The sequence below is a fragment of the Kineococcus radiotolerans SRS30216 = ATCC BAA-149 genome, from assembly GCF_000017305.1.
Lineage (GTDB): Bacteria > Actinomycetota > Actinomycetes > Actinomycetales > Kineococcaceae > Kineococcus > Kineococcus radiotolerans.
The window spans coordinates 4714382-4733099 of sequence record NC_009664.2 but is presented as its reverse complement, the minus strand read 5'-3'; the positions used below and the strand labels follow the sequence as shown (position 1 = coordinate 4733099).

The following is an 18718-nucleotide window of genomic DNA, read 5'->3' as shown; positions in this document are numbered from 1 at the left end:
GTGAGGGTGTAGACCTCAAGCACAGCCCGCACCACGTCGATGCTGCGCTGGTGAGATGGCTGCGTGATCGCCGCGGATACGGCCAGCTGCGCCTGCCCTACCCTCGCTACCGACGCCGACGCGCCTCCTGGCTCGAGCAGGACCTCCGCGCACGCCGCCGGCACCTGCTGCGCGCTAACTGGCGTGACCTCACCAAGCTCCTCGCCGCCTTCGCTCTCGCGGCTGTCTCCTTCAGCTACGGCGCCCGGGAGCACCCGCAGCTGCAGGCCGGCATCCTCGGCGTCTTCCTCGGCGCCGCCGCCGTCGGCTGGGCCGGCTTCCTTGCCCTGGCCGACGGCAGCCTCCTGGCCCGGCTCGGCCGCGGCGTCGAGGGCGACGTCGGGGACGAGCTGCGCACCACCGACGGCGTGTACGGCGTCATCAGCGCGATCCCCTTCGAGCACTTCGACGTCGACCACGTCGTCCTGGCCCCCAAAGGCTGCTTCGCCCTCGAAGTCAAAGCCCTCTTCAGCCGCCAGCAGAGCCTGGAAGACACCTACGGCTTGGAGTCCAAGCTCCGCCAAGCCCGCCAAGGCGCCACCAAGACCGCAGCCCTGCTGCGCAGCCACGGCATCCACACGCCCGTCCGGCCCGTCCTCGTCCTCGCCGGACCCGGCGCCCCCAACCTCCACAGCCAGGTCGTCGACCGCGACGGCGTCCTCATCGTCGCTTTCCGTGACAGCGACACCTGGCGACCGGTCATGGCCGGCCCGACGAGTCCTGACCAGGCCCTGCCGCTGGACACCGCGGCCAAGGCCGCCGAGCACCTGGCGACCTTCTGTGAGCGCCGCGAGCAGCACCAGCGGTTAAAGATTCAGCAGCGACGAGGCCAACAGGATGGGCTCCGGCGGGGTGCGCCTGAGACGCAGCACAAGCTGAGCAGGGGCCGCCGTTGACGTCGGCCCCACAGCGTCTACCCCGCCATAGGCAGTCAGGAGTCCCCGAGCGCCGACAAGGCTCAGCGGCAGCTACCGCAACCATTGCCTCCAGCAATTTTGCGGTCATGTCGATCTGCGGATGTTGTGCGGTCGTCGATCTGGGCAGGCGCAGCGGCGGTGGCTACCCTGCTGGTGGCTCGGTGCAGCCTGCCGCTCGCGCCCCCTCGGTGGTCTGGTGAATGCACCGCTGGGTCCAGCCTCCCGCGGCTTCCCGGACGCGGCAGCAGCCGGCAACGCGAGCACCCGGCACAGCACCTGCCGCGCAGGAAGGCGCACCATGACCCCGCCCCCAACCCCTGTTGCCCGTGCCAAGGACCTGGCCAAGCTGCTGCGCAGCGACCTGGCCGCCGCCGGCATCGACGTCCCCCACTCCCTGGCGCTGGAACTCATCGCCCACCAGCACGGCGCCCGGGACTGGAACACCCTCGCCGCCACGGCAGGCGCGCACACTGCGGCCGCGCCCGCACCCGTGCAGCCGCCCGCGCAGGCGCCGGCGTTCGCCCCCGGCGTCCCGGTGCTGCGGGTGATGTCCGCGGAGGTGGCGTTGGGCTTCTACCGGGACTACCTCGGCTTCACCCTGGACTGGGAACACCGCTTCGAGGCCGGCTTCCCGCTGTACGTGCAGGTCTCGCGCGGGCAGATGGTCCTGCACCTGTCCGAGCACCACGGTGACGGCAGTCCTCACGGCGTCGTGTGGATCGCGGTGGCCGACGTCCACGCCCTGCACACGGAGCTGCACTCCCACTCCGCCGCGCCCTTGCGACCAGGCGTGGACCTCGAGTTCCCCGGCGGGCCAACCATGGAGGTCATCGACCCCTACGGCAACGTCCTGCGCTTCTGCCAGCCAGACGGCAGCTGAGAGCCAGGCGGCGGAGCGAGGAGCGACGTCCGGCCTGGTCGCGTCCGGGCGCGGTCACGTCCGGGCGCGGTCACGTCCGGTCTACGACTTCACGGTCATCCCGCGTTGTGCGCTGTCGCTGGCGGCCGGCGACGTCGCGGTCTTGTCGATGACCCAGGGGTGCCGGAAGTCGACAGCGGAAGTGACGTCAAAACGAAGTCCTTCCAACCGCAACAGCCCGCTTCCGGGCAGCGTTAGGAGAGTGTGAGACGTTCGCAAGGTCCCGCCGGAGCCGACGCCTCCTCGCGCCCTGAACCGGCACAAGCCGGGGTCTGGGACCTGGACTCCCTGGTCACCTGGAAGGGCCCCGAGATGGTCCGCCTCGCCCGCGGCCTGCTCAAAGACCCCCACCAAGCTGAGGACGTCGTCCAGGACGTCCTGGCCCGCTGCGTCCTGAAGTGGTCACGCATCCAGGCCGTCGAAGACCCCTCGGCCTACTTGAACCGCATGGTCGTCAACGCCGTCGTCTCCCACCACCGCCGCCCCTGGCGCCGCGAGCAGGTCAGCGACCCCGCCGACCTGCCCGATGCTCCCCTCCTCGATGACAGCGCCGGCTACGGCGACCGGCAGCACTACCTCACGTTGCTGCGCCGCCTACCCGACGCGCAACGGGCCACCCTCGTCCTGCGCCTGTACGAAGGCCTGCCCGACGCCGAGATCGCCAACCTCCTGCACTGCTCCCAAGCCACCGTCCGCAGCCACGCCTACCGCGGCCTGCGCAACCTGCGTCGCCTCCTGGACCACAACACCGACGCCGCGAAGGAGTCCCGATGACCCAGCGACCTCGTGACCAGCACCCCACCCCCGGCGAGGACGACGCCGACCACCTCGACACCGACCGCCCCAACACCGACCGCGCCGACACCGACCGCCCCGACACCGACCACGATGAGCTTGCTGACCTCGACGACCTACTCCAGCTGCAGCACCACCTGCAGAGCGCCCTGCACGAGGAGCTCCACGCCGGCCGCATTGACGAGGCCAGCCTGCACGCCGGCACCCGCCACCAGCTGCGCCGACGCATCCAGCACCGCCGACGCACCCGTGCCGTCGCAGGCGCCTTCACCCTGGCCGCTGTCATCGCCCTCCCCCTAGGGTTGCACTGGAGCGCCGAGCCCAGCGTGCGCACCGTCCCGGCGGCCTCGCTGACGCCCACACCTACCGGAACCCCGACCCAGACCCCGGCACCAACCGCGGCGCAGACTCCGGCGCAGACGGCGGCGGGGACTTCCACCCTCAGCAAGTCACCAGCCAGCACCCCTTCGGTCGACTCGACAGCCGGTTCCTCGGTGGGGCTGGCCAACCCGGACGTCCCCGTCGCCTACGACATCCCCGACATGACACGGACCCGGGCAGCCCTGCCTGCCGGACTAGTGGTCCTCGGCGACCGCGGGCAGTACCCCAAGAGCCCGACGGTGATGGGGCAGGCCTGCAGTTCACGGCCCTTCGACCCACCGATGGTGGCCGGGCGGCAAATCACCTGGTGGAACGAGATCCAGCGCTGGCCGAACCAGGCCAGCGTGGACCTGGTCGTCACCGGCCGGGCCACCGGCGGGGGACCGATCGCCTTCGACGCCCTCGTCGCCAACACCGGTGTCTGCCGGTTCACCGACCCGACCACACCCTTCGCCATCACCGTCGCCGGAGCCGACCAGACCTGGGCCGCGCACACCGACAGCAACGGACTGCCCTTCGTCTCCGGCGCCGCCCGCGTCGGGGACCTCATCGTCGGCATCACCGTGCTGCACCCCGCGCAGGACGCGGTCAGCGAACTGACCACCTTGCTGACGGCCGCGGTCGCTGACCTGCGTGCCAGCGGGCTCCCGGCCGCCGAAGGACGATGAGCGACACCCGCGGACCCCGACGGGGCGTTCTTGCTTCGCCGGTGGGGTGCGCTGGGGGCTCTGCTGATCTGCTCGACGTGGCCGAGTACAGCGTGGCCGGGTACAGCGTGGCCGGGCGCGCGTTCCAGTGGACCGAGGAGACCTCAACCCAGGACGCCGTCACCCTCCAGTTCACCGGATGGCCGGCCGGTACCGAAGCGGCGACGTTCGACGCCGCCGCCACCAGCGGTCCCCTGACGTGCAGGATGACCAGGGACCTGATGCCGGTGAACCTCACCGCCCCCGGCGCGGACCAGTCCTGGGCGGTGACCGCCGACCTCGGCGGGCCACCGTCCTACCTCCCCGGCTCAGCTCGGGTGAGAGACCTCATCGTGAGCGCATCCCTGACCGCGCCCACCACCGGGGCAGCCACTGCCCGCTCCGGTGAGCCCGCGGCCCTGCTCACCGCCGGCGTGGAGGACCTGGATCACCTGCGCGACCGGCGGAAAACTCAACCCCTGCGACCCGAGCAGCAAGATCGGGTGGTCCAGTCGCGTGGATCATGCTCAGCCGGTCTGAGCCTCAGCCCGCCTGATCGTTCCCGCCGCAGGAGCCTACGTGTACGTCCAGCCTGTGAGCCCTCTTTATGATCTTCGAATGACTCCCTTGAGTCTTAACGAAGGCCAGATCGACTACTCGGCCACCTATCCCGCTCAGATCGCTGTGGCGGTCGCCTCGATCGTCGGGATCGTAGCCATGCTGAGACTGATCCGCCGGTCCGATCGACGACCCGTAGCCGCCCTGGTCGCGCACGTATCGTTCATGGCCACCGTGACGCTGCTCGGCTCCGTGCCCGTCGCCTGGCTCGTGGGGTACGCGGTGTCCTACAACCTCGGCGTGATCATCCTCCTCGGCTTCATGGTCGTAGCGGCCAACGCGTTTGCCGTCGTCACGTTCCTCACCGGCCTGACGTGTTCCGTCGTTGCGCTCCGCCGATCACGGCGGGGGCAGACGGTGAAGTCGACCGGCTCGAACAACGGTGGATGAGCACGGGCGGTCGGGCATCAGCCATGCCCCAACCAAGTGGGGGCGATCCGATGCAACCGTCATCCATACTGCGGCATCAGTCGTAGGACTCACCAAACACCTCGACACCATCGGCTCTTACCACCGCCGGACCCGGCACCACTTCCCCGGGAGAGCTCACCTGCCAGCCGATCCCTAGCCCTTACCGCGGCGCTGCAGCCGTGTCCATTGTTCACCGCAGGCCACCCTGCTGCAGGAGCAGCACCCACTCATCGGCGCCTGCTTGACCAGCCGCTTGGATAGGTTGTCGGCTTCACGGTCATCCCGCGTTGTGCGCGCTGTCGCCGGCGGCCCGCAACGCCGCGGTCGTGTCGAATTCCGCGCGATCGTGGATCGTGATGATCACCGCTAACCGTGCGTCTTGCTGCACCTTGGTGAGCCAGCCGCAACCCGCCTGCCGGGCCAGCGCTGACGAACAAGACCCACCGGATGTGAGCGGCTTCCACCCACTCCTGCAATGATCAGTCGGGATAGACGAGCAGGAAGTAGTCGTTGCGCTGGCACTCTTCGACGACCTCAAGCGCGCGCACCACGGCTTCCCGCATGACGCCCGCAGGTGCGACACGAACAGCCGCCTCAAACTCCTGCCGCAACCGGAGAACCTCCGGCGAAGCCGGCGCATACACCCGGGTCGCCCCATAGGGGTTCCAGCTGAGCACCTCCCCAAGATCCACTCCCGCAGGCCACTGCCGGAAGTGCTCAATGAAGGTAGCCAGACCGTCGTCAGTGCCTGCGTTGTCCACCTCTTCGTGGATCACCTGCTTGCGAATGCGACCTGGCGGTCGTGTCCGCTTGTTCTTGGGCGTGATCTTCTTCTCAAGGTGACGAGGCAGCTGAGCGACGCCCACCATCAGAATCGCCATCCTTGCAAGCACTCCTCTCATAGGTACGGGCGGCCTCTAAGCCCCCTCCCTTCCTACCGCACCCTGAGCTGGCCATCGCCGCGACAGGCGCCACGTGCCATCGCCTGGAGCAGCCGAGATCGAAGACCCCTCGCTCGCCCGTGGCGCCATCGTGAGTGGTCGGGAACCGGGTGTGGGCGCCCAGGTCAGAGCGGGTCCATGACTTCCCGGTCATCCCGCGTTGTGCGCGCTGTCGCCGGGGCCCGCGACGTCACGGCCTTGTCGATGTTGTGACGTCCACGGGCCGAGTGAACGACCCGCCAACCAGTCAAGAAGTCACCCCCTGCATCCACATGGGTGACGCTCTCGTTCTCCCCTGTCTCAGAGGGAGCCGTCCGCTCCTTAGCCACGTCGGAGTCGATATGAGGACTACCCCACGCGCCATGAGCCGGCCCGCGCACACTGGTGTCGGCCTGGCCGTTTTCGCCGGCCTGCTCACCGCCTGCTCCGCGCCTCCGGAGCAGGCCGCAACCCAGCAGCCAGCGGTCAATGCGAGCTCCGGGTGCCTCATGGGCGCGGCCTACAACAGTCCGACGACGGTGACCGGCGTCGAGGACTGGCTGATCGAGAACCGAGACCTGGAGACGGCCTACCTGGAGCAGACCTGCACCCAGCCCAGCGGACCAGCACGAGACGAAGCAATTGCTGGCGCTGAAGCTCGCCTGGCCGCCATCGAGGCCCTGCTCGCATCCCCCACCAAGACCGAAGCACTGGATGAGAGCGGCACCCGCATCGCCGCCGTCCACATGAGCACCACCGATGACGGCAAGTATGTCGTTGACCAGTTCGACTACTGGGACGCTAGCCCGGCCGCCGCTGCTACCTGCGCAGGTGGATGAGCCCACCGCGCGACGGACACTACCGTTCGTGCACTGACGTCGTGGAACAGATGTGGACTCAGGTCACGACCTCCCGGTCATCCCGCCGTCCGTGCGAAACGGCACTCCAGCCTCGGACGCGTGAGCAAGTATGAACAGGTGACGCCAGCAGCCCGGGCCATCATCGTCTTCGACGAGACCCGTGAGCCCCTCGTCTTTGCCGACCCTCCGACGCCGCGGCCTGGATGGAAGCTATCGACGTCACTGACGGCGTCTACGGGAAGGTTGCTTGGAGCCAGGACGCGGAGGTCTTGCACATCGAGGTCCAAGAGGTCCACCGCGCGGACGAGCGGGTGGCGTTCACTCCTACCGGCCTCTACGACCTGCCCGGGCTGAGAGCGCGCCTGGCGCAGACGCGCCCTCAGCTGGCCGACGCCAATCAGGCCGCCATCGACGCCTTCGTCAACGCCGAGCTCGCTGCCCAACGCGCTCGTCAGGAGTCGCGATGGGGCCCTCGGATCAGTCGGTGGCTGCATCGGCGTCGCTCACGCTGATCCTCCAGAGTTCAACGACTTCACGGTCATCCCGCGCTCAGTGCGCGATCCGGGGCGGTCGTGACTCGCGGTCGTGTCGAATTCCGCGAGACGGCTGCGTTGACGCCACGAGCTTGAGACCGTTGCGGATGACCTCGACGCGGCCTCGTCTGATGCGCTTCGCGGGCGGCTGCCTGCTGGCTGTCCTGGCCACTGGTTGCGCCGACGGGGAAGGCAGGGGTCCTCAGCGCATCGAGGGATGGTCCGTCGCCGACGACGAACTCAACCTGTGGGTCGACACCTGCGACGGAGACCCCGAGACCACGCTGGAGGAGTCCGACGCCGAGGTGGTCATCACCGTAATCTCGACCAAGCGGGACACTGACGACGATTGCCAAGATCCCGTGAAGGTCGTGCTGTCGCAGCCCCTGGATGGTCGCAGGGTCGTTGACGGGAAGACGGGTGAGGAGGCACCTCCGATGGAGGGTTGAACACTTGTGACCGGGCCGGCTGCACCGTCGAAGTGACGGCGGCACGTGGGTCAGGACGACGTCACGGTCATCCCGCTGGCCAGCACGTTGCGGGCACCTTGATCAGGCGATGTCGAGGCTCTCGTGCCCGTCAGGCAAGCTGAAAGAGTGACGGACGAGGACGTGCCACCCGACGTGGCCACCTACCAACACCACCTGCAACAACTGCGCAGCGTCGACACCGACCACGACCACGCCGCTCTCACCGCAGCGCTCAACGATCCCGACCAGCTCGCCGGCGACGCCGCCGCCGTCGACCACCTCGACCGCGTCGCCGCGCAACACTCCAGCGCCGCGTCCTTCACCGCTTGGCTGCGACAGCACGAGGACCTCTTCCCCGCCGACAGCTACTGCCACCACCGCGCCCAGCAGTGGCTGACCCTCAAGCACCTGCAGCAGAACCCGCAGACGCCCCTGTCCCTGGCCGAGCTCGACGACTGGACCCAGCGCCAGCTCTCCCACCACAGCGACTCACCGCCGCACCTACGAGCCCTCGCCGACTCCGGGCGCACCCGCCGCATCCGCCCGCTCGCTCAAGCCCGCCTGGGCCAGCTTTAGACGAAGGCCTCCTCGAGCTGACTGACCTCACGGTCATCCCGCGGTGTGCGCCCTATCGCCGGCGGCCGGCGACTTCACGCTTCTGGCGATGAGCGAGCTCGAGTCCAGCGGGGGAATGCGTCATCTTCAGCCGGTCCGTCGGGCAGGATCCCTGTGGTGACGATCACCGATGCTGAGGTCAATCTGCGCCGCGCCACCGCGGACGACGCGGAGACTATTGCCGCCTTGAACGAGCATGTGCAGCGCCTGCACCTCCAGGCCGCACCCGAGCAGTTCACGCCCATCGACCGCGCCGCCGCTCAGGCCTTCTTCGCCACCCAGCTGGCCGGCCAGGACGCTGTCGCATGGATCGCCGACCTGAGTGGGCAGGCAGTGGGCTACCTGTACGCAGCGGAAGCGCACCGGGCCGCCAATCCCTTCACCATCGAGCAGCACACCCTCTACGTCCACCACATGGCTGTCCACCCCGTCGCACGCCGGCAAGGCGTGGGCTCAGCAATGTTCGCCGCAGCGGAGACCTACGCTTGGACCCACGGCTTGAGCGGCTTACGCCTGGACAGCTGGCTGTTCAACGAAGAGGCGCACGTCTTCTTCCAGCGCCTGGGGTTCGAGCCCTTCGTCACCCGCTTCGCCCGCAACCTCTGAGGCCCGGGCAAACATCCGCACATCCCGCGTTGTGCGCGCTTTCGCCGCCGCCCGGGACGTCACGGTCTCGCCGATGCCCGCGTGGGCCACGCGCACGCCGTCACGTCAAGAAGCGTGCCCTGGACACGTCGTACTCGGCCACCGAGGCCGACCGGATCGCCGCGCCCTGCTCCTCGCTCGGACCGCTGCCACGGAAGGCCTCCACGGCTGCCTGCGACGCCCAACGCTCGAAGACGTTGATCCGACCGGCGTCCACGAGGTCCGCTGCGATGGTGAAATCCAGGCAGCCCTCAGCACCCCGAGCCCGCTGCACCACGTCACAGCAGCCAGCCAAGTACGCCTCGCGCTCCTCGTGGGCGACGCCGAGGTGACCAGCGACGATGATCATGTCGAACTCCTGGGGGTTGATGTGGTGGTGACGGGCAGACTGCCCATGTCGTTTAACCTCATCGGTCCCCGCCTGCAGGGTGGCAGGGGCGGTGCGATCGCGCCCCCACCAACATCCGGTCATCCCGCACTCAGCGCGCGATCATGGCCGGCCCTGAACGTCCTGACCTGTCGATGGCCGCGTGGTTCACAGGGGGCCGGATGCGACAGCGACCTGGTTATCGTCCAACGGGATGAGCGGGGTTCCGGCGACGATCAGACAGGCCCGTTCCCACGGCCGCTGCTGCTGCAGGAAGCGCAACTCCTCGGCCATCCACTCATGCCAGAATGCAACGGTCTCCACCGGATCCCCGTTGACGCCCAGCGCGCTGTCACGGGCAATGCCCCGCTCCTCGGCCTGAGCGAAGTCGGACTGCACCCACACCGTGGCATCGATGACATCGGCCAGCTCCCGTTGAGCGGCTCCGACGCCCTCGACGATGACGAGGTCCAGGCCGGAAGGGACCTCGATCGCTCCCTCTCGTCCCTCCCTCGTCCACGCCGGCGGACGGAAGTACACCGCCTCCCCGCCGCGCACGGGGCGCAGGACGTGCTCCGCCAGCAGACCTCCCCACCCGAAGAAGGACTCGTACCAGGCGACGTCGTCGGTGTGGACGACCACCGACCGGCTCACCCTCCGGCGCAGGCGCTCGGCCAGCGTGGACTTCCCCGACGCGCCACGACCGTCCACGGCCACGACCCGGGGCCGTCCCGTCGGCGTCCCGGCCGCATGCAGCAGCAGGCGGACGAGCTCTTCTTCAGGCGCGGCTCACCACGGGCCGGCAGCGGGCTCTCCCGCGGGCAGGGTCAAGGACACGACCTCACCCTGCCCCACTGGGCGGCGTGACTGCACGCCCGGAGGCGACAACACCCCGACTTCACGGTCATCCCGCGCTCAGGGCGATCCACCACGTCGCACGTCTGACACGCAGGCGACTGCCCAGTCGTCTCGTCCAAGCATCTCAGCGGTCCTGGCGCAGCGATAGTCCTTCATCCTCCAAGGCTTCACACAGCAGGGACACGGCCCGTGCCCCCACGCCGTGCAGCTGCATCAGGTCGCTCTCGCCACTGGCTCAAGTCGTGGAGAGAGGTGACTCCGGCGGCGGTCAGCGCCCGCAGCGCCGGGCGGCCGATGCGAGCAGGCAGCGACGAGGAGTCCGGGACGGACGGCATGGACATGGGAACTTCCTCTCGAGAGCGAACCGGTCCACTCATGGACTGCGCCAGCCCCCAGCCTTCATCGGCGCTGGAAGCATCCGGTCATCCCGCGGTGCGCGGGCGCAAGGTCATCCCACGATGTTCGCGCGTTTGCCGAAGGCCGAGCGGTCTCGAGCACCACGATCGCAGCTGGACCAAAGCACCGCGCCGAGCGTCCCCCCAGCGCGGACGCGGGAGACTCACCAGGTGCAGCTCACCTCCACCGACGGCGCCGTGTTCGAGCTACGTCCCAACGGCTACGAGTACCCAGACCTCACCACTGCTGGCGAACTGGATGCCAACTGGCTCATCGTGCACGGGACGGTCCGCACCGCCGCCGGTGAGATATGGACCTTCGACGACCCGAGCCTGACCACGTGGGAGGCGCAGGAGCTGCTGGACTGGCTGCACGCCGCGGCCGAAGGACGCCTTGAGCCGAGTGACGACCCCGGCTCTGACATGGTGACGAGCACGCTGATGTTCATTGAGCCCAACCTGGCCTTCAGCGTGGCCGCGGTCGAGGGCGAGCAGACGATGCTGCGCGTGCACCTGTCCCTGGAAGCGGTGGCCGGCAAGCCCGACTGGTCGGCGGGTCCCAAGCCCCGCATCTACGAGTACAGCATCCCGTTTCGGGTCGACCGCGCCCAGCTGCTCACGGCAGCGCAGCAGTGGAGCAGCGACATCACGCCATTCCCGGCTCGGTGACGACACGGGCAACCACCGTTGCAGGGCGAGGTCCTTGGCTCTGGCTGACTCATCGCGCTCATCCCGCGGTGCGCAGGCGCACGGTCATCTCGCGTTGTGTGCGCTGTCGTTGGCGGCTGGCGACGTCGCGGTCCTGCCGATGAGCGAGTGGCCAGTGTGAGCACTCACCCGCCTGCGGCGACCAGGTCGAGCGCCCGATCGGCCCCTCACCGCAGCTGGTCTCACCGACTGCTCATTGGACTGGGTAAGCCGGTGCGACCGAGCACCCGCGCGCCCTAGCCTGCGTCGATGACGACGGTGCGGCAGGTCCAGGTCACCTTCGACTGCGCTGACCCGCGGCGTCTGGCTGACTTCTGGTGCCAGGTGCTGGGTTACGTCCTGCCGCCACCACCCGGTGGCTTCGCCACGTGGGAGGACTTCGAGCGCACGTTGCCGCTGGAGCGGCGTGGGGCGGCGGCTGCGTGCCTGGACCCGGCGGGGTCGGGTCCACGGCTGTTCTTCCAGCGCGTCCCCGAAGGCAAGATCGTCAAGAACCGGCTGCACCTGGACGTGCGGATCGCCACCGGCCTGGTCGGTGCCGAGCGGGTCACTGCGCTCGAAGCCGAGTGCGCCCGACTGATCGCCCTCGGCGCGGTGCGGGTCCGGTTGCTGCTGGCCGATGGGTGGAACGAGTCCTGCTTGGTCATGCAGGACGTCGAGGGCAACGAGTTCTGCCTCGACTGAAGCCCCGTCCTCCACAGAGGGTCCCGCTGCCTGCCCCTTGGCCGGTTCCACGACGTCGCGGTCATGACGCCCTGCGGGCGACATCACGGTCATCCCGCGGTGCGCGCGACCCATGCCCGACGGAGGAGAGTCAGGTGAGCGACCGGTTGGTCTCCTGGGCCAAGAGGACACGTAGGTGCCCAGCCGGTAGCCCCTGCAGCCAGATGTCCGCCTCCTCCAGCGCGGCCCCCAGCACCTCTGTGGGACTGCTCCCTTCCCACTCACTCGCCGGGTACTCCGTTCCCGGCACCGGGATCGCCAGCGTCCAGCTCCACACCCCGCGCTCTCCGCTCGGGGTGTACCCGATGCTCACGTCCACCCCGGCGTCGTCGTCGGGCAGGTGGCAGCACAACCGGGCCACGTCTGCCAGCAGCTGCGACCACCCACGCCAGGACCAGGCGGCCTCCTGAACGAGGTCGTGCACCCCGCTCGGCACCGTGACCTGACCTGCGGTGGAGAGGGTCTTGGCGAGCTCCTCGATCACCGCGGCGGGGTGGCCGGCCAGCTCGTAGGCGTCCTCACTGGAGTGGGGAAGACCGAAGTTCACCTCCCAGGACAGGTCGACTCCCTTGTCCTCGCCCAGCCGGCTGTAGGGCACGTAGGCCAGGGTGAAGCCGCAGCCCGCCGGGTCCAGGGCGATCATCGAGGCCAGCACCGTCGTGGTGGCCTGCTCCACTTCCGACCAGGGGCGAGGGTCACCCCATCCCTTCGCGTTTGGCGGGACGGCGAGGTCTTCTCGGTGAGCCACGGATCGAGCATGGCTAGACGTCTAGCTCCCCGCCACCGACTTCACGGTCATCCCGCGGTGCGCGGGCGCACGGTCATCCCGTAGACAGCGCGAGCTTGGACAGCGGTTGATGTCAGGCGGGGCGGATCACGGCGCGAGGTGGCGCGGTCGGAGTCGGGCTCGGGGGGATCACGTTGCCCGGTGTGAGCACGTCGCTGCCGTCCCCGGGGCCCAGGACACCGGTCGGCGGTGCCGGTACGTACAGCGGGACGACGAACTCAGCCGAAGGGCTGGCCGTCGCCTGAGCCACCGCGGGGGCCAGCGCTGGCACCGCCGTCGAGCCCGGCGTTGAAGTCTCAGCGACCTGACCGACGACGACGCAGGCCGACACCGCCACGACGCCGGCCACGCTGGTGACGATGGCCGCTGCGCGGCGGGGGTGCTTCACGCTGATCTCCTTGCGCTGACCGGGTGATGCCCCTATCGGCACGTACCCTCACGAGCTTGAGCCTCAAGTCCTGACCTACCCACCTGTGTGCCATCCGGTCATCCCGCGGTATGCGCGCTGGCGGCCGCGGACCTCACGGTCTCGTCGAAGGCCGCGCGAGCGGACAGGCGGTGCTAGGGCCGGCCCTGGCCCCGCTGCCCTATGTCCCCCCGCGACAGGACGACGTCGGACAGACTCCTCCCCGTGGAGGAAGAGACAGACACGTGGATTCGGCTCACCGGCACTGTGACCCCAGCAACCGTGCGGTCAGCAGCTTCCCGGCTCGCTGGAGCAGACCGGGCTCAGCTGGTCGTCTTCGAGGTCGAGGACACCGATCTCACCTTCCTCACCGACCTGCCCCCGCTGCATGACCTTCGTGTCCTCTACAGCGCCGTCAAGACAGTTGACGCCATCGCCTATCACGCGAAGACCCTGCAGACCCTCGAACTGATGCTGGGCTGGCACCCGGTCACCGTGCAGCCGCTGGCCCAGCTGCACGCGCTGCGCCAGCTGTACCTCAGTAGGTCCGGACGACCCGCCGTCCGCGACGTGCCCGAAGCCCTCGCCCACCTGAGGCAGCTGGAGCACCTGATCCTGTACGGCACCAAGATGCCCTCCCTCGAGGATCTGGCGTCCCTGCCCAAGCTCACGGGCCTGGCCTTGAAGGTCGGCAGCATCACCAGCCTGGATGGCCTCGCCGACCTGACGGCCCTGCGCTTCTTCGAGGCATGGCAAGTACGGGGACTGAGCGACCTGACACCGGTAGCGGCCTCACCCACCCTGGAGGTGCTGTACCTGGAAAGCCTGCGCCGCGCCGAGCTGCCGGACTTCTCCACCGCGGTGTCCCTGCAGCACGTGAAGATGGACAACCTGCCCCTGACCGCAGGCCTCGCCGGGCTGGCCGCAGCCCCTCGACTGCGCCAGGTCAGCATCACCCGGCGGGTCTTCTCCGAGGAGGAGGTCGCTGTCCTGCGCGGGCACCCGAGCCTGGAGGCGGCGTTCGTTCCGTTGCGAGGCCGTGGTCTGAGCGACGAGGACTTCCAGCTGGGACTGCGTCGACCCGACGAGGAGCCCTTCACGGCCTACGCCGCCGGCGTCATGGGACTGCCGAACCTGCACGAGCCCACCAGCACCTGAAACCAGCAGTCCCGCTCACCGTGCCGCGCTACGCGCGACTTCACGGTCATCCCGCGCTGCGGGCGTTGCTCATCCCCCCGGTCACCATGAGGACGCCAAGAGCGGTCACCGCTCCTGTGAGGACGGGCTGACTTCCGGGGCGCGCGAAAATGACGATGCAAGCGAGTCCGATGACCCAAGCAATCACGAGCAAGACGCTGACCAGCCGCCACTTGCGGTGCTGGGGGTCTCGGCGCTGAGGCCAGGCATGAACGACGGTGACGATGTAGCCGAAACCGACGCAGCCTAAGAGCCCGAGCAGGGCGTAGGCGGGGCCGTTCATGCCCAGAGCGTGCCATGCATCTTCTGCATTCACGTCCCAGGGCGGGGACTCGACATCACGGTCATCCCGCGATCTGGGTTCTGTGAAGGGTCCCGCACCGGTCTCAAGACAGGTGCTGCGTACCGCCGGCACCGACCCTGAGCCCACCCCGTGTGCAACGTTCAGGTCCGTGAGGCGTCTAAGCAGTGTGAGAGCCGACGACGTCGCCAACGGGCGAGCCCGCCCCGATAGGCCCGCGAGGTCGTCCGCGGGCACCGAAGCGGGCTGGGACACCAGCGGCAGCGGCGACGACACCGGCGACGACCCCGGCTACCGCGCCCTGTTCGAGCAGCACTTCCACCCCACCGTCCGCCTCGCCCGCCTCCTCGGCGCCGACGACCCCGAAGACGTCGCCCAGGAAGCCTTCGTCCGCCTGCACCGCCACCATCACCGCCTGCACGAGCCGACCGCCGCTCTCGCCTACCTGCGGCGCACCACCGCCAACCTCACCACCTCACGCCTGCGCCACCTGCGGGTCGTGCGCCGCACCCCCGGCGACGCCACCCGCGTGCACGCCTCCGCCGAGGACAGCGCCCTGGCCGCCGAACGCGTCGACCACCTCCTCGCTGCCGTGCAACGCCTGCCGCGGCGCCAGCGCCACGCCCTGATCCTGCGCTACTGGATGGACCTGCCCGTCGCCGAGATCGCCGAGGCCCTGCAGATCCCGCTGGGGACCGCGAAGTCGGACATCTCCCGCGCCCAGCGCGCCCTGGCTACCCGACTGGAGGACCTGGCATGAGCGCCCCCGACCACCGCCACGACGCCCATGACACCCACGAGCGTGATGAGCGCGCTGCGCACCTGCAGGCGCAGTTGGACGCCTCCCGGGCCGCTGCCGCCACCGCCAGCCGCCGGGTAGCCGGCGCTGAGGACTGGGCCCGTCTGCAGCAGCGCCTGAGCACCGACGAACAGCGCCAGCGCCACCACCGCCGTCTCAGGGTCGGCCTCACCAGCGCTGCCGCAGCCTGCGCGGTCGTAGCGGCCGGGGTGGGCTGGGCGCACCTGAACGGAGGCGGCTCCAGCGTCCGGGTGGTGCCGGCCACCGCACCCAGCGACACCACCACCGCCATCGCTACCGACGCCGACCCTGACGCCGCGCGGCAGCCCTTCGACGCATCCCGGCAGGGCGAGATCGTCGTCGCCTCCCACGACGAGCGCGGCCACATGGCCGCCGCGCTACAGGGCCCGCTGTCGCGGGTCGGCTCCTGCATCGGCGTGCGCGACATCCTGGTGATCTGGTCCGCGGGGACGACGTGGGACGCCGCCACGTCCACGCTCACCCTCCCTGACGGCAGCACCACCCGGTTGGGCGATGAGATGAAGATCGGTGGCGGCAACTCCACGACGGAGACCGCCGACCTGTCGGAGGAAGCAGCCCAGGCACTGACGGAGTGCGGAGCCACCCCCGGACAGGACATCTGGATCATGTGAGGTAGGGCCTCAGGTCTTTCCATGCCTCACACCTACCTGCGGTGCTTGGCTTGAGAACGCCGGTACCACGCGCTGCCCGACTCGCTGCTTGGTAGAGGCGCGGCCGGCGTCGTCGGTGCTGGCCGGTCCCGCACTGCTGTGAATGAGTCCACCAGCTCGTGATCAGGCCGCGCCACATGCGACGTCACGGTCATCCCGCGATCTGGGCGGTCGCGGACGGCCAGCGACGTCGCGGGCAGGCGGCCGTCATCGACGCCGGGGCCACGGTGGTGACCCCGGCACCGACGGCGATCAGCCGCCTGACGTCAAGACCTCCACCTCATCATCAGCCTCCACCTCGACGTGCAGGTCCTCGCCCAAGACGTTCAAGTCCAGCCCGGTCGTCTCCTGGCCGTGGGCGATGCGCTTCAACTCCCCGAGCACACTGTGCGGCCCATACCCGTACTGCCGGGTGATCCGTACGCGAGACCCCAGATGCTCCCGAGACAAGCTGTCAGCGTTCAACCTCGTCCTCCTCCGTCGCGATGTGCGATGAGGATGCCCAGAGCGCGGGTCGGCAGGCATCAGGAAGGTCCCTGATCTTTCCCCTAGCCACTCCGAGAGTGCCGCCGACAACCCCACGACGACGACCTACCGGTCATCCCGCGAGGTGCGTGCGCTGTCAAGGGCGTGACACGCTCGGGACATCGCACCGCACCAGGAGTTCAACCGCCTGCAGGGGTGGATGAGGCAGGTACACCGCGATGTTGCACTCCACCTCAGCCAGACGTTGCTGCCAGGCCAGGCGGGTCTGTCCCGTTCGCGTGTGCTGGACCCCCACGTGCTGCCCGCGCACATCGATCATCGTGGCGTCTCCGCTGCCCAGTGAACGCAGCGTCTCCGGCGGCGTCGACGGCCAGGACACCCCGTAGTCCACCTCGACCGTGCTCAACCCACGCCCCTCTGCTTCCCTGAGCGACGACTGCAGGACGTCCTCGTCCGGCAGGTACAGCACCGTCACCGGACCACTCCCGCCCCTCTGCCCGGGTGCGACCACCTCTGCGACACCCGCGGTGGCCACCAGCTCCACCTGCCCGGCATCGAGCAACGCTGACAGCCTCGGCAGCGGGAACCCCAAGGTCTGCTCCGCTCGTCCGCGGTCATGACGGTGGTACAGCTGGGCCAGCGAGCCGGGCGGGGACGGGGTGTGCGGGTGGCCGGGCCGGAAGGACCGCAGCAGCACCTGCAGCCCCGGCGGCAACGGCAGCGCGTCCAGTGGCCCGAAATCCACCCCTACCGATTCGCTCACGGTCACCACTGTGCCTGCTGAGGCGACGTCACGGTCATCCCGCAGTCCGGGCGGGTCTCGATCACCCCGCAGCCATCAGGTCAGCAATCCACCCTCAGCGACCAGCTCCACCGCAGCCCGCGGACCCCGACGCGTCAACAACCCCACCAGCAGCACCCGACTCCCACGCGAGACCCGCCACGTCAGGTGCACCACACCAGAGGTGTCGACCTGCACCCCCACCTCCACCCCCTCCACGGTGACCACGGCGTAGTCCCCACTGCCGGCGTCGCGGCTGCTGGCCACCCGCTGCGGCCAGGGCCGGCGCCGCTGCGGATCAGGGTCCTGCTCCCGCACGTCCAGGACCGAGCCACCCCGGCGCAGGACCGGCCACGTCAACGCCTGCTCCCAAGCTTGGTCCACAGGCAGGTAGGTGACGCGCAGGTGCAGCAGCAGGAACCCCGCGGCGAGCTGAGACTCCAGCGACTCACTGCGCAGGCCCCGGTGGACGGAGACACGTTCCACCACCTCGGGCGCCCGGAGAGCGGGCAGGACGGGCACCGCAGCCCCCAGCAGCCTCGCCGCCTCCGGTTCGTCGATGAGCTCATGGCGCCAGGACAAGCTGCCCGGGTCCCGGCTGCGTCCACCGAAGGCGTTGCTCAGCGCGTCGTGGGGAACGAGCGCAGCCAAGGCGGCGGCCACGCTCACAGGGAGAGCCATCCTTGCAGTCTCGCCGTCGGGGTAAGCGCTGGACAACGCCATCCGTGTTCGCGGTCATCCCGCGATACGGGCGCGGCCACAGCCGGCTGGACCTCGCGGTCGTGCCGATGTCGTGGACCCTGGTCATGCCTCCTGGCAGCTGTCCAGGTTCTCCACCGCAGCAGCGACATCGACACAGCGCACGTGGCGCCATCCCTCCGACCCGAAGGAGTCCGCGGTGGCGTCGGTAAAGACCTCCAAGCCCTCACCGGGTAACGCCCGGTAGTACGTCTTGATCGGGTCCCCTTCCACGGTGTTAGACGTCACGAGGACCTCAGCCCCCTCGCGCTGCGCGTCGGAGCTGAGCAGGCAGTCCTGCAGAGCCGCCGGATCGACCCGCCCCTGGTCGACGGTGATCGGGGCGCACTGTGGGAGGGCAAAGCGTTCCCGGAACGCCGCCGGAGCTCCCTCAGAAGCGGGGGTCTCGACGGTGGCGCTTTGCTCTGGAGTCGTCGCTGCCGGGCTTGTGCTGGTCGGTGCCGACGACGCAGTCGGTGCCGGCGCATCGTCGGAACAACCCGAAGCCGCCCAAAGCCCCACAGCGGCCATGAGAGCCAGACAGCCAGATCGCACGGTAGCCACACCACCAGTGAAGCACTGGCAGGCTCCCGAGGGCGGAGTTCGGAAAGCCAGGAGAGGACACGGGAGACGTCACGGTCATCCCGCGTTGTGCGCGCTGTCGCTGGCGG

25 protein-coding genes are annotated in these 18718 nt (G+C 69.2%); 15 read left to right on the top strand and 10 right to left on the bottom strand.

Annotation, left to right across the window (positions count from 1 at the left end):
* Positions 1 to 50: 50 nt before the first annotated feature.
* The 6 genes from KRAD_RS22650 to KRAD_RS22630 all read left to right on the top strand — a co-directional run bounded on the left by KRAD_RS22650 (position 51) and on the right by KRAD_RS22630 (position 4745).
* The gene (locus KRAD_RS22650) at positions 51 to 935 is read left to right on the top strand and encodes a nuclease-related domain-containing protein (RefSeq protein WP_157873728.1); all 885 of its coding nucleotides are present in this window, start codon (positions 51 to 53) and stop codon (positions 933 to 935) included.
* 319 nt (positions 936 to 1254) lie between these two features.
* Positions 1255 to 1836: a glyoxalase superfamily protein gene (locus tag KRAD_RS22645; RefSeq protein ID WP_012088056.1), complete on the top strand. Its 582-nt coding sequence runs from the start codon at positions 1255 to 1257 to the stop codon at positions 1834 to 1836.
* Positions 1837 to 2079: 243 nt separating this feature from the next.
* Positions 2080 to 2649 (top strand): sigma-70 family RNA polymerase sigma factor, encoded by a 570-nt coding sequence (locus KRAD_RS25780; protein WP_012088055.1) that lies wholly within the window; start codon positions 2080 to 2082, stop codon positions 2647 to 2649.
* Positions 2646 to 3719 carry a hypothetical protein gene (locus tag KRAD_RS24780; RefSeq protein ID WP_012088054.1) on the top strand — a complete coding sequence of 358 codons (1074 nt, stop codon included), beginning with the start codon at positions 2646 to 2648 and terminating at the stop codon, positions 3717 to 3719. The genes KRAD_RS25780 and KRAD_RS24780 overlap by 4 nt, the downstream gene beginning before the upstream one ends.
* A 77-nt stretch (positions 3720 to 3796) precedes the next feature.
* Positions 3797 to 4348: a hypothetical protein gene (locus KRAD_RS22635; RefSeq protein WP_157873727.1), complete on the top strand. Its 552-nt coding sequence runs from the start codon at positions 3797 to 3799 to the stop codon at positions 4346 to 4348.
* 7 nt (positions 4349 to 4355) lie between these two features.
* Positions 4356 to 4745: a hypothetical protein gene (locus KRAD_RS22630; protein ID WP_012088052.1), complete on the top strand. Its 390-nt coding sequence runs from the start codon at positions 4356 to 4358 to the stop codon at positions 4743 to 4745.
* A gap of 500 nt (positions 4746 to 5245) precedes the next feature.
* Here the strand turns inward: KRAD_RS22630 and KRAD_RS22625 are convergent, their stop codons facing one another.
* The gene (locus KRAD_RS22625; protein ID WP_083782178.1) at positions 5246 to 5647 is read right to left on the bottom strand and encodes a hypothetical protein; all 402 of its coding nucleotides are present in this window, start codon (positions 5645 to 5647) and stop codon (positions 5246 to 5248) included.
* A gap of 422 nt (positions 5648 to 6069) precedes the next feature.
* On the opposite strand from KRAD_RS22625, the gene KRAD_RS22620 reads away from it, so the two are divergent.
* The 4 genes from KRAD_RS22620 (at position 6070) to KRAD_RS22600 (ending at position 8770) form a co-directional block, all read left to right on the top strand.
* Positions 6070 to 6525, top strand: a complete 456-nt coding sequence (locus tag KRAD_RS22620) for a hypothetical protein (protein ID WP_041292398.1) — start codon at positions 6070 to 6072, stop codon at positions 6523 to 6525.
* A 661-nt stretch (positions 6526 to 7186) separates the two neighbouring features.
* Entirely contained in the window at positions 7187 to 7528 is a 342-nt protein-coding gene (locus tag KRAD_RS22610; protein WP_041292397.1) for a hypothetical protein, read from the top strand.
* A gap of 147 nt (positions 7529 to 7675) precedes the next feature.
* Positions 7676 to 8125 (top strand): hypothetical protein, encoded by a 450-nt coding sequence (locus KRAD_RS22605; protein ID WP_041292396.1) that lies wholly within the window; start codon positions 7676 to 7678, stop codon positions 8123 to 8125.
* A gap of 156 nt (positions 8126 to 8281) precedes the next feature.
* A complete protein-coding gene (locus KRAD_RS22600; protein ID WP_157873725.1) occupies positions 8282 to 8770 on the top strand; it encodes a GNAT family N-acetyltransferase in 489 nt (162 codons plus the stop codon).
* Positions 8771 to 8870: 100 nt separating this feature from the next.
* On the opposite strand, the gene KRAD_RS22595 is transcribed toward KRAD_RS22600, so the two are convergent.
* Together KRAD_RS22595 and KRAD_RS22590 are read right to left on the bottom strand one after the other, a co-directional pair.
* Positions 8871 to 9158: a putative quinol monooxygenase gene (locus KRAD_RS22595; protein ID WP_012088043.1), complete on the bottom strand. Its 288-nt coding sequence runs from the start codon at positions 9156 to 9158 to the stop codon at positions 8871 to 8873.
* 186 nt (positions 9159 to 9344) lie between these two features.
* Entirely contained in the window at positions 9345 to 9893 is a 549-nt protein-coding gene (locus KRAD_RS22590; protein ID WP_012087929.1) for a nucleoside/nucleotide kinase family protein, read from the bottom strand.
* 707 nt (positions 9894 to 10600) lie between these two features.
* Between KRAD_RS22590 and KRAD_RS22585 the strand changes: the two genes are divergently transcribed.
* Both KRAD_RS22585 and KRAD_RS22580 read left to right on the top strand, forming a co-directional pair.
* The gene (locus KRAD_RS22585) at positions 10601 to 11098 is read left to right on the top strand and encodes a WapI family immunity protein (protein WP_012088042.1); all 498 of its coding nucleotides are present in this window, start codon (positions 10601 to 10603) and stop codon (positions 11096 to 11098) included.
* A 288-nt stretch (positions 11099 to 11386) separates the two neighbouring features.
* Positions 11387 to 11821 (top strand): VOC family protein, encoded by a 435-nt coding sequence (locus KRAD_RS22580; RefSeq protein ID WP_012088041.1) that lies wholly within the window; start codon positions 11387 to 11389, stop codon positions 11819 to 11821.
* 130 nt (positions 11822 to 11951) lie between these two features.
* On the opposite strand, the gene KRAD_RS22575 is transcribed toward KRAD_RS22580, so the two are convergent.
* Complete coding sequence (locus tag KRAD_RS22575; RefSeq protein WP_041292395.1) at positions 11952 to 12536, bottom strand: hypothetical protein; 585 nt, start codon at positions 12534 to 12536, stop codon at positions 11952 to 11954.
* Positions 12537 to 12720: 184 nt separating this feature from the next.
* The gene (locus KRAD_RS22570) at positions 12721 to 13035 is read right to left on the bottom strand and encodes a hypothetical protein (protein ID WP_041292394.1); all 315 of its coding nucleotides are present in this window, start codon (positions 13033 to 13035) and stop codon (positions 12721 to 12723) included.
* A gap of 300 nt (positions 13036 to 13335) precedes the next feature.
* On the opposite strand from KRAD_RS22570, the gene KRAD_RS22565 reads away from it, so the two are divergent.
* A complete protein-coding gene (locus KRAD_RS22565) occupies positions 13336 to 14211 on the top strand; it encodes a leucine-rich repeat domain-containing protein (protein ID WP_012088037.1) in 876 nt (291 codons plus the stop codon).
* Between the two features lie 46 nt (positions 14212 to 14257).
* Here KRAD_RS22565 and KRAD_RS22560 read toward each other — a convergent pair whose 3' ends face one another.
* Positions 14258 to 14533 carry a hypothetical protein gene (locus tag KRAD_RS22560; protein WP_041292392.1) on the bottom strand — a complete coding sequence of 92 codons (276 nt, stop codon included), beginning with the start codon at positions 14531 to 14533 and terminating at the stop codon, positions 14258 to 14260.
* 187 nt (positions 14534 to 14720) lie between these two features.
* Here KRAD_RS22560 and KRAD_RS22555 point away from each other — a divergent pair, with 187 nt between their 5' ends.
* Together KRAD_RS22555 and KRAD_RS22550 are read left to right on the top strand one after the other, a co-directional pair.
* Entirely contained in the window at positions 14721 to 15311 is a 591-nt protein-coding gene (locus KRAD_RS22555) for an RNA polymerase sigma factor (protein ID WP_012088036.1), read from the top strand.
* Positions 15308 to 16003, top strand: a complete 696-nt coding sequence (locus KRAD_RS22550; RefSeq protein WP_012088035.1) for a hypothetical protein — start codon at positions 15308 to 15310, stop codon at positions 16001 to 16003. The genes KRAD_RS22555 and KRAD_RS22550 overlap by 4 nt, the downstream gene beginning before the upstream one ends.
* 291 nt (positions 16004 to 16294) lie before the next feature.
* On the opposite strand, the gene KRAD_RS27735 is transcribed toward KRAD_RS22550, so the two are convergent.
* The 4 genes from KRAD_RS27735 to KRAD_RS26720 form a co-directional block, all read right to left on the bottom strand.
* Entirely contained in the window at positions 16295 to 16426 is a 132-nt protein-coding gene (locus KRAD_RS27735; protein WP_275263099.1) for a hypothetical protein, read from the bottom strand.
* A gap of 238 nt (positions 16427 to 16664) precedes the next feature.
* Positions 16665 to 17291 (bottom strand): hypothetical protein, encoded by a 627-nt coding sequence (locus KRAD_RS22540; protein WP_157873723.1) that lies wholly within the window; start codon positions 17289 to 17291, stop codon positions 16665 to 16667.
* Between the two features lie 75 nt (positions 17292 to 17366).
* Entirely contained in the window at positions 17367 to 17990 is a 624-nt protein-coding gene (locus tag KRAD_RS22535; RefSeq protein ID WP_157873722.1) for a hypothetical protein, read from the bottom strand.
* A gap of 123 nt (positions 17991 to 18113) precedes the next feature.
* A complete protein-coding gene (locus KRAD_RS26720) occupies positions 18114 to 18611 on the bottom strand; it encodes a hypothetical protein (RefSeq protein WP_203417655.1) in 498 nt (165 codons plus the stop codon).
* Positions 18612 to 18718: the final 107 nt, after the last annotated feature.

Coding starts and splice junctions, on each gene's coding strand:
- KRAD_RS22645 (WP_012088056.1), top strand. CDS start 1,255: ATGACCCCGCCCCCAACCCCTGTTGCCCGTGCCAAGGACCTGGCCAAG.
- KRAD_RS24780 (WP_012088054.1), top strand. CDS start 2,646: ATGACCCAGCGACCTCGTGACCAGCACCCCACCCCCGGCGAGGACGAC.
- KRAD_RS22630 (WP_012088052.1), top strand. CDS start 4,356: ATGACTCCCTTGAGTCTTAACGAAGGCCAGATCGACTACTCGGCCACC.
- KRAD_RS22625 (WP_083782178.1), bottom strand. CDS start 5,647: ATGGCGATTCTGATGGTGGGCGTCGCTCAGCTGCCTCGTCACCTTGAG.
- KRAD_RS22620 (WP_041292398.1), top strand. CDS start 6,070: ATGAGCCGGCCCGCGCACACTGGTGTCGGCCTGGCCGTTTTCGCCGGC.
- KRAD_RS22610 (WP_041292397.1), top strand. CDS start 7,187: ATGACCTCGACGCGGCCTCGTCTGATGCGCTTCGCGGGCGGCTGCCTG.
- KRAD_RS22595 (WP_012088043.1), bottom strand. CDS start 9,158: ATGATCATCGTCGCTGGTCACCTCGGCGTCGCCCACGAGGAGCGCGAG.
- KRAD_RS22580 (WP_012088041.1), top strand. CDS start 11,387: ATGACGACGGTGCGGCAGGTCCAGGTCACCTTCGACTGCGCTGACCCG.
- KRAD_RS22560 (WP_041292392.1), bottom strand. CDS start 14,533: ATGAACGGCCCCGCCTACGCCCTGCTCGGGCTCTTAGGCTGCGTCGGT.
- KRAD_RS22550 (WP_012088035.1), top strand. CDS start 15,308: ATGAGCGCCCCCGACCACCGCCACGACGCCCATGACACCCACGAGCGT.
- KRAD_RS22535 (WP_157873722.1), bottom strand. CDS start 17,990: ATGGCTCTCCCTGTGAGCGTGGCCGCCGCCTTGGCTGCGCTCGTTCCC.